Below are 12,522 nucleotides of genomic sequence, written 5' to 3' on the forward strand. Positions count from 1 at the left end.
TCATGATGGAGCTTGAACAGTACCTGCAAATGATGAAAGACAAAGGCGCATCAGATTTGTTTGTGTCTGCCGGTTTGCCTGTGAGTGCTAAAATTGACGGCGAGTTACGTGCACTGGATGACGATGTGCTCGATGCAGAGGCATCGCTGGCTATGGTCGAGTCGGCGATGAGTGAGAAACAAAAGCAGCTGTTTCACGACGAAAAAGAGTGCAATTTTGCCGTGGCGAACGAGATTGGTCGTTTCCGTGTATCTGCATTTTGGCAACGGGATTGTGCGGGCATGGTGATCCGCCGTATCGTAACGGATATTCCTGAAGTAACCGATTTAGGTCTGCCTTCGGTTCTGACTGATGTGATTATGTCTAAGCGTGGCCTGGTGTTGTTTGTGGGCGGGACCGGCACGGGTAAGTCAACCTCATTGGCCGCTTTACTGGGCTATCGTAATCGTAACCAGCGCGGTCATATTCTGACTATCGAAGACCCCATTGAATTTGTCCACCAGCATCGCAAGAGCATTATCACTCAGCGAGAAGTCGGACTGGATACAGAAAGCTTTGAAGCGGCGTTAAAAAGTTCATTGCGTCAGGCGCCGGATGTGATCCTGATTGGTGAAATCCGTTCCCGTGAGACTATGGAGTATGCATTAAGCTTTGCGGAGACTGGCCACTTGTGCGTTGCGACTTTACACGCCAACAATGCCAACCAGGCGATTGACCGGATCATGCATCTGGTACCGAAGGAAAAGCACGATAAGCTGAAATATGACCTGGCATTGAATCTGCGCGCCATTGTCGCGCAGCAGCTGGTTCCGTCTGCCAAAGGGGAAGGGCGTGAAGCTGCCATTGAAGTATTACTTAATTCTCCGATGATTGCGGAGCTGATCAAAAAAGGGGATATTGGTTCAATCAAAGAAACCATGTCTAAGTCCAAAGAAATGGGTATGCAAACCTTTGATCAGGCATTGTTTGATTTATACAAGCAGCAAAGGATCAACTATGCCGATGCATTACACCATGCCGATTCACCCAACGATCTTCGTCTGATGATTAAATTACAGAACAATGAGCAACAAGGCGCAGGCTTTTTGCAAGGGGTTACTGTTGACGGCCTGGACGATAAAAAGCGCTGACAGCGGGTTTCACGGGGCCACACTGGCCCTGTGTTTACTTGTCAGCATGTTGTCTGTGCCGGTAACGGCGAAGGGCAGCGAGCAACATAGTGACACACACAACGCGGTAGACATGTATATCCGTGATGATGTGTATAGCGATTATTTGCGGTTTCTGAATGGCCGGGCGCCGCTGGAAGTCACCCAGTTTTCTGGCGACTATATCCGCCGGGATGTGGTGGATATGGTGCTGGTACAACAGGCCCTGGCGCTGGGAGGCTTCAAGAAAACCTTCACCTACCGCCCCGGAAACGTCAGTTTTCGTCACTCCAATCTGCTGGAGCAGGGCAAGCTGCTGCTGAGTTTTGATAGCTACTGGCTCGATGATGCGCAGGCTAAGGCCGATAAACTGTTCATCAGTGAGGCGGTGATCCGACGGGGAGAGTATTTTGCCGGGATTTTTTATGCGCCAGAGAATCTGGCTGTTGCACGCCTGACCCGCTTAAGTGAGTTGCGTGAGCTCAGTGCGGTGTCAACCAGCCGCTGGCGAACTGACTGGAACACACTAAACAGTTTGGGGCTTAAACATTTAATGAATGAGCCTGTGTGGGCCTCTCAGGCGCAAATGGTCAATCGTCAATGGGTGGACTTTATGTTGATGCCTTTGATGCCAAGCCTGAATAATGAGTTCAGGCTGAATGACATTTTGTTAGTGGCTCATCCAAACTTAGTGGTCCAGCTTGATGGCAGTCGTCATTTTGTGGTGTCGCGGCTGCATCCTGACGGTGAGCGGGCATTTAAGGCACTGCAAAGCGGGTTAAACCAGCTCAGATCACAAGGGCGGATCCGCCAGGCCTATCAGCAGGCTGGATTTATACCTGATCTGAGGCGCTACCGGGTACTTAACCCCATTGTGCCTCAAAAAAACTCTCCAGAATGATGATGGCCGACATGCCATCGATCTTATCTTTCGCCAGTGAGCGGTACCCGCCTTGTTCAAATAAGCGCGCTTTGGCATCGGCGGTTGTCAAACGCTCATCCTGAGTTTCTACAGGAAGCCTGAATTGATTGTGCAGACGGTTGGCAAATTTCTTGGCACGGAAGGTCAGATCCTGGTTTGTCCCGTCCATATTTAATGGCAAGCCGACAACCAGTAAATCAGGCTTCCATTGTTCGATATAAGGTGCGATATCCTGCCAGTCGGGAATGCCATCACGGGCTTTTACGGCGCCCAAACTGCTGGCCGTGCCGGTTAGTTCCTGGCCAACGGCCAGACCGATACTGCGGGTACCAAAATCAAACCCTATGACCGTACGCTGGCCGGGTGCTTTTTTCTCGTTATTACTCATTGTGTATTCTCAAACATTAGGCGCAGAAATCGCCACATACAGCGTGACGATTGCGTGAGCACTCAGGCGTGACCGGCCTCGGTGCTCAGTTGTCCGGCATCAATGCCAAGCATTTCGACGGCTTTTTCCCAGCGCTTTTCCGGTGGGGTGTTAAAAATAATGGCTGGATCTGCTTCAATGATCAGCCAGGAGTTTTCCAGGATCTCTTTTTCGAGTTGGCCTTGTTCCCATCCAGAGTAGCCCAGTGTGATGATAAATGCATCCGGACAGTTATGTGAGGTCAGCGATGCAAGTACGTCTTTTGAGGTGGTGATCATGATGTCTGAACTCAACTCACGACTCGATGCGTAACCAGGCTTAGGGGTGTGGAGAACAAATCCGCGGTCAGTGTGAACTGGCCCACCTGCAAACACAGACTGGCTGGCAGCCTGACTGGATTTATCGTTATCTATTTCTATCTGGTCGAGCAGCTCACCCACAGTCACGTTAATGGGGTGATTGACGACCAAGCCCATTGCGCCTTCTTCGTTGTGCTCACAAATGTAGGTGACTGTGTGCTTAAAGAAGGGATCTTGCAAATTTGGCATGGCTACCAAAAAATGATTTGCGAGTGATTGCATAGCGAGACCCCCTTTTCGTTACTCTTTAGTATGGTCGAGTTTTGCCGCAATGGCATCAAAAAACTTGTCCATGATGGAAATATCATACGCGGCTTCTATTTCCTTCACACACGTTGGTGCTGTCACATTAATCTCGGTGAGCTTGTCACCTATGATGTCCAGGCCAACAAAAATGAGTCCTTTTTCTTTTAAAACAGGCGCAACGGCTTCTGCAATTTTGCGGTCACTGTCGCTGATAGGACGTGCTTCACCGCGACCACCTGCGGCCAGATTACCCCGTGTTTCGCCCCCTTGTGGAATGCGTGCCAGACAGTAGGGCATGACCTCACCGTCAACCACCAGAACGCGTTTGTCGCCGTCTTTGATGGCCGGGACATAATTTTGCGCCATGGCAAAACGACTGCCGTGCTCGGTGAGTGTTTCACAGATCACACCGATGTTCGGGTCGTCGTGGCGTACTCGGAAAATTGAGGCGCCGCCCATGCCATCCAGTGGCTTAAGAATGATGTCACCATGTTTTGTCAGAAACTCACGGATCTGCGCACTTGAGCGTGTCACTAAGGTGTCTGGCGTATGTTCGCTAAACCAGGCTGTAAAAAGCTTTTCGTTGGCATCACGTAAACTTTGTGGCTTGTTGATGACCAGCGTGCCGGCTTGTTCCGCACGTTCCAACATATAAGTGGCGTAAATGTACTCGGTATCAAAGGGCGGATCTTTGCGCATCAGGATCACATCCAGATCGCTCAGCGCGATATCGTCTTTCTCTGCCAGTTCGTACCAATGCTGTTCGTTGTCAAACACGGTTGCTTTGGCAGCGGTTGCCCGGGCTTCACCCTGGTACAAGTACAGATCCTGCATTTCCATGTAATAAAGCTCATAACCACGTGCCTGTGCTGCCAGCATCATGGCGAAGCCAGTATCTTTTTTGATATTAAAGCCACTGATTGGATCTGAGATGATCCCAAGTTTCGCTGCCATCGGGGTAACCTTATATAAAGTGAATCAATTCAACTGCTAACTGTTTGACTAGGATATGAGGGCAAAACTGGCGTTTTAAAGGGCCAGGTCGCCGAACTCAAGTTGTAATGCGCTGAGTACGGTCAAAGCGGCTGTTTCAGTGCGTAGTACGCGTGGACCGAGGCGAATATCGATAAACCCCTGTTGTGCAGTTGCAGCCATTTCTTCATCGGTAAAGCCTCCTTCAGGGCCGACGATAAAACGAATACCATGCTCAGGTGTTGGCAGCGTTTTGATAGAGTGCTCTGCTCTGGGGTGAAGTGTCAGCTTAAGTGCCTCGCTGGATTGGGCCAGCCACTCATCGATTGCAATGGGTGGATGTATGGTGGTAATGGTGTTGCGGCCAGATTGTTCCGCAGCTGCGATGGCGATTTTCTGCCATTGCTGATGTTTCTTTGCCAGGCGTTCTCCGCTGAGTTTGACGCCACAACGGGTGGTAAACAAAGGGGTAATTTCAGTGATCCCCAGCTCGACCGACTTCTGGATGGTAAAGTCCATCTTATCACCCCGGGAGATGCCCTGACCTAGGTGAATGGGCAACGGAGATTCAACGTGCTTATCAAAAAATTGCTCTGGTGTGACCCTGACTTTCTTTTTGCTGACTTCGCTGATGGTTGCCAGATACTCTCCGCCCTGACCATTAAACAAACTCAGTTTATCCCCTTCGCTCATACGCAGTACTCGGGCTACATGCCCGGCAGCATCATCGCCAAGGTCAATCGTCTGGCCAACGACAAGATCGGAAGGCTGGTAAATATGAGGTATGCGCATGGTGGACTATTCCGCTGTTAAATAGCCGTAATGGTAAGGGGTTATTTACAGTGAGTCCAGCACCTATTCGGCTTTGTCAGTGTGATGCTGTGCAAAGTCGATAACGGTATCCTGGGTGGTTGCGGAGACGGTGGAGTGGCATGTCAGGTGATTGTTATTAAAGGGATCTCTGAGCGGGTGATAGACATAGCCTCGGGCAGTTTGCTCGACGGTGATGCGTTGACGATGTAATGAATTAAATATAAACCTCTGTGTCTCGTCGGCGAGGTGGTAGTCAATTGCGTAGATCAACACGCCACGGACTTTATGGTGCTCGTGCAGGTAGGAGGCCAGCTCAGACACACTGATTTCATTTGCAAAGTCACAGTAACAGTAATCTTTAACCTGCTCCTGAAACATCATTTTCAGCATCTGTTTGGTGTTGTCTCCAGCGATCAATAACTCACTGGGCACATCAGGGCGCTGCGCTTTCAGATGCGCAGCAAACTCTCTGCTGAACTCCCAGTTGCTGTCGACCAGCAAAAAGTTTTCTAGGTTTAAACGCACTAACAGGCCTGGTTACATTGAGAACATGTTAATAAGTAAATAGCCTATTGCGCAGAAAACAGCAAACTCCAGACAGGCAATCCCGATATTGTCCTGATGGTCCACTTCCAGTCCAATGTCTACTCTGGGTAACGCCAGTTGCAACAATAAGTAACTGATACCATACAAAAGCAGCCACATTACACCGCAATGCATGACAATCACAAACAGGTTTTCGACCACTTTTGCACCATGATACGGCGCACTGTGCAAACCGGCATAAATCGCCAGTGCTAGTCCAATACTCTTGCCGGCGTAGCGGATCCCGATAGAGGTATTGGCCAGATTAAAGTTTTGTTGCAAAGAAGCACCCTGGTTATATTTGGCAAAGCGGCGCTCGCGAATTTTACTGTCCAGTGCACACATTAGCTGAACGACTAAAAAGCTCAGCGTGACAACCAGTAAGTTGCCAAACCCTTGTGGGTGGATCCAATGGTACAGCCCAAGGACTAAAATGGTGTTGCCAATCAACATGCCAGAATCGACCACAGCGGCACAGACATTTTGTTTTAAAATTGCCTGCTCTTCATTGAATTGATAGAGGATCCACTTGCGATGGATATGCTGGCCGAAGTAAATAAAGACCAGAATAAGGAGTAAAATAACGCCGCTGCGAAATGATTCTGCTTGTAACACCATCATGCCGGTGTCATTGAACACATAGGCACAACAAATCACCAGGACAGCCAGATGGGTGGCATAACTGATCCCTAAAGCAAAATTATCCCGTTTAGCCAGTTCGTCTTCCAGCATTTGTCTGGCGCTGAACTGAACATATAAACGCAAAGCGACCGTGAACAGACAAATCACGACAAAACTCACTAAGATGGCGAAAAAGTTGATATTGGCTAAAGACAAATAACTCATGCTAAGTGTAAGGTGATGGCAGTTAAGTTTACTATAACACCGCTTTTTGCAATTGCACTGGAGATTTTTCTATGGATTTCGGTGGCTTGCCCCATGCGCTTGGGCATCTGGCACTTGAACGTTGTCAGGCACTATTTGCCCAACACACGAATAATCAGGCCGTTTTGAGGCTACTCGCACTGAGTGATTTTGCCTATCGTATTTTGCAGCGTCATCCCGAGTGGATCGACTGGTTGCTTGATGCTGAACAAATGCGGCTGCGGACCTGTCCAGCGCCACTGTCTGAGCCTCTTTGTGAACTTGATGAAGCCAGCGGCTTCAGACAGCTGCGGGAATATCGTAAGCGTTACTGGCTCAAGCTGATGTGGCTCGACCTGGTAGAGGGGAACCCCATTGACGACAGTATCGCCTATCAGTCACGGTTAAGCGAAAAGCTGATTGATGCGGCAAACCGCTGGGCACACGCCAGTGTGGCAAAAAGCAATGGACAGGTGTGCGATGAGCAGGGAGAAGCAGTGCCTATGCTGGTGCTGGGGATGGGTAAGCTGGGCGGAGGTGAGCTGAATTTTTCTTCGGATATCGACCTGATTTTTACCTATCCATTTGCAAAACCGACTGAAGGCGGCCGCCGCAGCATTGAGGCGCAGGTTTTTTATACCAAAGTGGCACAAAAGCTCATTGCTGCATTGGACCAGTGTACCGCCGATGGTCAGGTGTTTCGGGTTGATATGCGTTTACGCCCCTTTGGTGATAGCGGACCGCTGGTAATGAGCTTTGCCGCTATGGAAGACTATTATCAGGATCAGGGCCGTGAGTGGGAAAGGTATGCCATGCTTAAGGCACGCCTGTTGGGTGAGAAAAATCACTACTGGGATGAGTTTAAAACCCTGATACGTCCCTTTGTGTTTCGTCGTTATATTGATTTCTCTGTGATTGAATCCTTGCGCAAAATGAAGCATATGATTGCACAGGAAGTAAGACGCAAAGGGCTGACAAACAACATCAAACTGGGGGCTGGCGGGATCCGGGAAGTGGAGTTCATTGTGCAGGCATTGCAGATGATCCGCGGTGGCCGCGAGCCTGAGTTACAGACGCCGTCTTTGTTATCGGCATTGCAGCAACTTCAGCACCTGTCTTTGATCCCTGCTGAAGTAGGTGAAGTGCTGTCTCAGCAGTACCTTTTGCTACGCCGCACTGAGCAGTATTTACAGGCTTTTGATGACAGTCAGACACAAACGTTGCCGGATAATGAACAGGATCAGTTGCGCCTAGCTGTGTTGCTTGAATGCACCCAATACAGCGAGGTACTGAACACACTGGAACAGGCCCAGGCGGCAGTCAGGGCCGAATTTACTCAGGTCATTGGCGAAGAGCCCGAGTTGGGAGAAGCGCTGGCGCCGGAGTTTGTTTCAGCGTGGGAGCAACGCGATATCAGTTATCTGGAATCGCCCCTTCCTGAAGCGGTCAGTAAAGCCTGGCAAAAATCACTCGATGCGTTTCATTTGGGGTTGAGCAAGATACAAATGGGGACGCGTGGCAGAGATGTACTGGATAAATTGATGCCAGCGCTACTCAGTGAAGTTACCCGGGCACCGGTTGCAGAGATACTGGAGCGGGTACTGCAGGTGATACTGAAAGTTGCGTCGCGAACGGCTTACCTCGAGTTGCTGTTTGAAAATCGCGGTGCACTGCAGCAGCTCATTAAATTGTGTGCGCACAGTGTCTGGATAGCAGAGCAGGTGGCCCGCTATCCGATTTTGCTGGATGAGCTGATCGATCCGGCGGTGCTTTACCGGCCGTTGCCGCTGAGCGCCTATTACAGTGAAGTACAGCAGTATTTTTTGCGCATCGACAGCGAAGATCTCGAATTACAAATGGAAGCGCTGCGTCAGTTCAAGCAAACTCAGGCGTTGCGTATAGCTGCGGCAGATGCGACGGGTGTGTTAGATATCATGAAAGTGAGTGATCACCTCACCGCGCTGGCGGAAGCCATTGTTGCGAAGGCTGTGGATATTGCCTGGCAACAAATGGTGGCTCGCTATGGCGCGCCCGAAGGGGCTGATGTTGAACATAAAGGTTTTGCCGTCGTGGCCTACGGAAAAGCGGGTGGGCTGGAGTTGGGGTACAACTCAGACCTTGATCTGGTGTTTGTTCATAATCGCGATGGCAACAGTGTCACCACAGGTGACAAGTCCATTTCTTCACGTCAGTTCTACTTAAAGCTGGCACAGCGTCTGATGCACTTGTTCAATACCCGTACTAACTCGGGGATCTTGTATGAATTGGACACGCGTTTACGGCCGGAAGGCAATTCGGGCCTACTGGCAATCAATATCGAGAGCTTTTATCAGTATCAACAGCAGCAGGCCTGGACGTGGGAGCATCAGGCGTTGGTACGCTCGCGTATGGTGTTGGGTGAGCCTGAGCTTATCTCTCGGTTTAACGAGATCCGTAGCGAAATTTTATCTCACAGCAGGGAAAGTGACGCACTTCGCAAGGACATTGTTGAGATGCGTGAAAAGATGCGGGGACATCTGGATAAGAGCACAGATACACAATTCGATCTGAAGCAGGGCGTAGGAGGTATGACAGACATTGAGTTTATTGCTCAGTATTTGGTTTTGAATTACAGCCATGCGCACTCTGAATTGGCGCGTTTTCCCGACAATATTCGTATTTTCGAAATGGCATATCACGCGGGTGTCATAGATGAGGCCACTCAGAAGGCGCTGACCCTGGCCTACTGCGAGTTTCGCGATCAGTATCACTTGCACAGCCTGAACGCCGCAGGGCGATGTGTGCCCATGCAGGATGTCTCGGAACTGGTTATTGCAGTGCGGGCTGCGTGGCAGTTGCTATTAGGATAAAACCGGAGAAAGTTGCTTTCTCCGGCTGCAATGGATTACTTAGTCAGGCGGCGGCAGTTTTCACGCACAAAGCGTGATGGGTTTTGGGTGATGACTGCCGCTCGCTGGCGATGACAAAAGAAGGTATAGACTTCAAATTCAAAGTCGTCGTTGATGGCGGTGCCAACCTGATAAAGAGTCGAAACAAAGTTCGTGTCGACCCGGAAATTGTGTTTTACCACATAGTCTTTATCCAGATACCAGAATAGCTCAATGTCTTCTTTCTTTGCGTAATTGCTCAGCACACCACGCAGGGTCTCACCGCTATCAAAACGACGGGGCTGGATCTCACCGGTCCAGCGCTGTGGGGCGGGTTTTACCACCAAGCCGCGCTGTGCGATGGCATCGTCCAGCGGGTAGGTGGGTTTGCCCAGATCCAGTACGTATTTGTCCCGCTCAGTATTACGCTCATTGAAGTTGCGTTTAAACCCCTCGTAAAACTGCGTAAACCCCTGTGCGGCGGCATTGGTGGTATCCCTAAACTCCATTGAGGGGAGATTGCCATACAAAAAGTAATACGCGGCCCACACCAGTAATACACCTAACGACAGGTGTTTGGTCCAGAACCACATGTTTGATAAGCGTTTTGAGCGTTTTCTAGCCATAATGTCACGACACACTTAATGCTAAAGGTTACTAATAATACGATGGCGCGTTTTCATCCGGACGTGTTTTAAAGCGTCGATGCAACCACATATACTGTTCCGGGGCCTGTTCAATGGCCTGTTCCATACGCTGATTGACCCGCGTGACGTCGGTTTGGGGATCGCCACTGGGAAAAGCTGCAAGCGCGGGCTGGATTTCTATATGGTATTTACCCTGATCATCCCGGGCGCCATGTAAACTTAATGTCTCACAATTTTTGCTTCCTGCAAAGAGCAGTGTTCCTGTTGTAGATGCAGCATCGGGTACTGCAAAGAAAGGGGCGAACTCGCAGCGGTTACGGCCATAGTCCTGATCGGGCAGGTAATAGCAGAGCTTTTTATTTTTCAATGCCTGTAGTAATCCCTTTACGTCTCGCTTGCCGATCAAGAATTCGTTGGAGCGCAACCGACCTTTGGTCATAAAGTACTCCATCAGCGGATTATTATGCGGACGATAAAAACCGATACCAGGTTGCTCTGTGCCCAAGACTCTGCCAAGCATTTCCAGATGTAGCATGTGCGGCACCAACAGGAGTACGCCTTTGCCATTATTCTGGGCCTGTTCAATATGTTCCATGCCTTTGATTGAGCCTATCACGCGGTTGATACGCCACTGTGGCCACCACCATGCCATCGATGTTTCGAATGTAGCTATGCCCGTATTTTCCATATTTTTTAATACCATATTGGCACGCTGCTGCTCATCCATATCGGGAAAGCACAAACGCAGATTCACTTCGGCAATATGACGACGCTTTTTCATCAGGCGGTGCACCAGGCGGCCAAGCATTTTTCCCAGCCACAATTGCAGACCCTGAGGAAGCCAGGACAGGGCATATAAGAAAAATACGCTGAGCCAGGTTGGCCAGAACTTAGGGGCTAAAAATGCCAGCTTAAAGGTGGGGTTGTTAACCAAAGGTGGACTCTCGTTCAAACTTCAAAGGGTTAGTTTAGCGATATCGGCTGAACAGCTCAAGAGAGCGGCAATGAGCGCCGACCTCTTATTTATGCCAGAGCAAGGCTTTCAAAGGACATAAAAAAACCGGCTTACGCCGGTTTTTTACTTAAATTATAGAAGCTTAGCCTGCAATCAGGCCTTTGTTGATCGCTTCTAAGTCGCTGCGACTCAGGGTACCCGCTGCCTGCTTCAGTCTCAGTGTCGACAACACGTATTGATAGCGAAGATCTGACAGGTTGCGCTTGGCGTTATAGAGGTTTTGAGTACTGATTAGTACGTCAACAATGGTACGTGTACCAACTTCGAAACCTGCTTCTGTTGCCTGTAATGCACTTTCGGCTGACACAACGGCCTGCTCTAGTGCACGATACGTAGCGACATCCGACATCACCTGATTGTAAGAGGTGATCACTGAGCGAGTCACGTTACGCATTGCTGCTTCCAGGTCTTCACTGGCTGCAACGTATAACGCACGTGCCTGATCGGTGGCTGCTACAGTTTTACCGCCTGAGTAAATTGGTACGTTTAACGTCAGGCCAATGCTGGTGCCATCAGTACGAGGCTGTAATTCAGCGCCCTCGCTGTTGCTCAACGTATCTGCATAAGACGCAGTCAAGTTCAGAGTCGGGTAATGGCCAGACTGAGCCAGGTCGATTTGATCCTGAGCAATATCTAACGCTGATTTAGCGACCTGCAATGACAGGTTTTGCTCTTTAGCCAGAGTAATAAAGTCGTTAGTCTGTTTGCCAGGCTTAACGGTTGAGAACTTGTCAGTGTTCAGTTTGTCCAGCTTAGCGTGGTACTTACCTGTGATAGTACGTAAGGTCTCACGGGCAGTTTCGACATTATTTTGTGCCACAATTTCGTTTGCCACAGATTGGTCAAACTGTGCCTGGGCTTCGTGTACGTCGGTAATAGCGGTCAGACCCACTTCATAGCGCTGTTTGGTTTGCTCCAGCTGACGCTCAATAGCGCGTTTTTCGGCCTGTACAAACTCCAGTGTATCCAGCTTGCTCAGTACGTCGAAGTAGCCTTCTGCAACACGCACAATCAAGTCCTGCTGTTGCTGCTCATAGTTGGTCAGCGACTGCATTGCTTGTTTTTCTGCAATAGTCAGGTTTTGCCAGGTCGCCATACTAAAGATGGTCTGGTTCAGTGTTACAGTACGAGTCAGTTTGTCTCCCCAGGTATCAACAACGGTGTAGCCGGTTGCATCGCTCTGACCAGGCAGTGTAGATTCACCATCGTTGTCCGTATAATTCATACTGAATCCCAGTGACGGTAAAAGGTCGCCAAGGGCTGCGTCCTGGGCATATTTTTGTGCGTCAGCCTGGGCTTTGGCTTTTAATACAGTGGGATCGTTTGCCGTGGCAATTTCGTACACTTGCAACAGATCTTCTGCCTGTGAGGCTGTGCTGGAAAGGGCGCAGGCAACACCGATAAACAGAGATAGAATGCTTTTTTTCATTATTTGCTCAGTCCTTAGACAATTTTCATTGTCGGCATGTTACCTTGTTTTCGTCAATTCCTATATAAGGAAAGTGGCAAATCCGTCAGAACAAGTGTAACAGAATATAATACAGCTCAGTTTGGGGCTTCCCCGGTTAAAGAACGGTAAAATAAAGTAAAATTCGAGAACCCCTATGATGGGGGCTTAGGGTTAAAAATTAAACCCCGATTATGAAAAAAATGGGAT

12 protein-coding genes are annotated in these 12,522 nt (G+C 49.5%); 3 read left to right on the forward strand and 9 right to left on the reverse strand.

What is annotated here, in order from left to right; all coding sequences use genetic code 11:
• The first annotated feature begins 5 nt into the window (after positions 1–5).
• Together ACXAH1_RS03220 and ACXAH1_RS03225 are read left to right on the forward strand one after the other, a co-directional pair.
• On the forward strand, positions 6–1,130 hold the full coding sequence (locus ACXAH1_RS03220) for a PilT/PilU family type 4a pilus ATPase (RefSeq protein ID WP_475193825.1): 1,125 nt from the start codon (positions 6–8) through the stop codon (positions 1,128–1,130).
• A complete protein-coding gene (locus ACXAH1_RS03225) occupies positions 1,102–2,049 on the forward strand; it encodes a hypothetical protein (RefSeq protein ID WP_475193737.1) in 948 nt (315 codons plus the stop codon). Before ACXAH1_RS03220 ends, ACXAH1_RS03225 begins: the two co-directional genes overlap by 29 nt.
• On the opposite strand, the gene ruvX is transcribed toward ACXAH1_RS03225, so the two are convergent.
• From ruvX to ACXAH1_RS03255, 6 genes are all read right to left on the reverse strand, one after another.
• Entirely contained in the window at positions 2,012–2,458 is a 447-nt protein-coding gene (gene ruvX, locus ACXAH1_RS03230) for a Holliday junction resolvase RuvX (protein ID WP_138544015.1), read from the reverse strand. The two genes, ACXAH1_RS03225 and ruvX, sit on opposite strands and share 38 nt — an antisense overlap.
• Positions 2,459–2,520: 62 nt before the next feature.
• Positions 2,521–3,078 (reverse strand): YqgE/AlgH family protein, encoded by a 558-nt coding sequence (locus tag ACXAH1_RS03235; RefSeq protein WP_054014518.1) that lies wholly within the window; start codon positions 3,076–3,078, stop codon positions 2,521–2,523.
• A gap of 18 nt (positions 3,079–3,096) precedes the next feature.
• Positions 3,097–4,056: a glutathione synthase gene (gene gshB / locus ACXAH1_RS03240; RefSeq protein WP_054014519.1), complete on the reverse strand. Its 960-nt coding sequence runs from the start codon at positions 4,054–4,056 to the stop codon at positions 3,097–3,099.
• A gap of 75 nt (positions 4,057–4,131) precedes the next feature.
• The gene (rsmE, locus tag ACXAH1_RS03245; RefSeq protein WP_475193740.1) at positions 4,132–4,866 is read right to left on the reverse strand and encodes a 16S rRNA (uracil(1498)-N(3))-methyltransferase; all 735 of its coding nucleotides are present in this window, start codon (positions 4,864–4,866) and stop codon (positions 4,132–4,134) included.
• A 63-nt stretch (positions 4,867–4,929) separates the two neighbouring features.
• Positions 4,930–5,412: a hypothetical protein gene (locus tag ACXAH1_RS03250; protein WP_054014521.1), complete on the reverse strand. Its 483-nt coding sequence runs from the start codon at positions 5,410–5,412 to the stop codon at positions 4,930–4,932.
• A 12-nt stretch (positions 5,413–5,424) separates the two neighbouring features.
• Positions 5,425–6,318 carry a DUF350 domain-containing protein gene (locus tag ACXAH1_RS03255; protein ID WP_138544010.1) on the reverse strand — a complete coding sequence of 298 codons (894 nt, stop codon included), beginning with the start codon at positions 6,316–6,318 and terminating at the stop codon, positions 5,425–5,427.
• Between the two features lie 71 nt (positions 6,319–6,389).
• Between ACXAH1_RS03255 and glnE the strand changes: the two genes are divergently transcribed.
• Complete coding sequence (gene glnE, locus ACXAH1_RS03260; RefSeq protein WP_475193742.1) at positions 6,390–9,185, forward strand: bifunctional [glutamate--ammonia ligase]-adenylyl-L-tyrosine phosphorylase/[glutamate--ammonia-ligase] adenylyltransferase; 2,796 nt, start codon at positions 6,390–6,392, stop codon at positions 9,183–9,185.
• 35 nt (positions 9,186–9,220) lie between these two features.
• On the opposite strand, the gene ACXAH1_RS03265 is transcribed toward glnE, so the two are convergent.
• The 3 genes from ACXAH1_RS03265 to tolC form a co-directional block, all read right to left on the reverse strand.
• Positions 9,221–9,829, reverse strand: a complete 609-nt coding sequence (locus ACXAH1_RS03265; RefSeq protein WP_253046037.1) for a TcpQ domain-containing protein — start codon at positions 9,827–9,829, stop codon at positions 9,221–9,223.
• A 31-nt stretch (positions 9,830–9,860) separates the two neighbouring features.
• Positions 9,861–10,784 carry an LpxL/LpxP family Kdo(2)-lipid IV(A) lauroyl/palmitoleoyl acyltransferase gene (lpxL, locus tag ACXAH1_RS03270; protein ID WP_475193744.1) on the reverse strand — a complete coding sequence of 308 codons (924 nt, stop codon included), beginning with the start codon at positions 10,782–10,784 and terminating at the stop codon, positions 9,861–9,863.
• A gap of 163 nt (positions 10,785–10,947) precedes the next feature.
• Positions 10,948–12,294 carry an outer membrane channel protein TolC gene (gene tolC / locus ACXAH1_RS03275; protein WP_475193747.1) on the reverse strand — a complete coding sequence of 449 codons (1,347 nt, stop codon included), beginning with the start codon at positions 12,292–12,294 and terminating at the stop codon, positions 10,948–10,950.
• Positions 12,295–12,522: the final 228 nt, after the last annotated feature.

It is taken from the genome of Pseudoalteromonas sp. AWH4_217 (assembly GCF_056161105.1).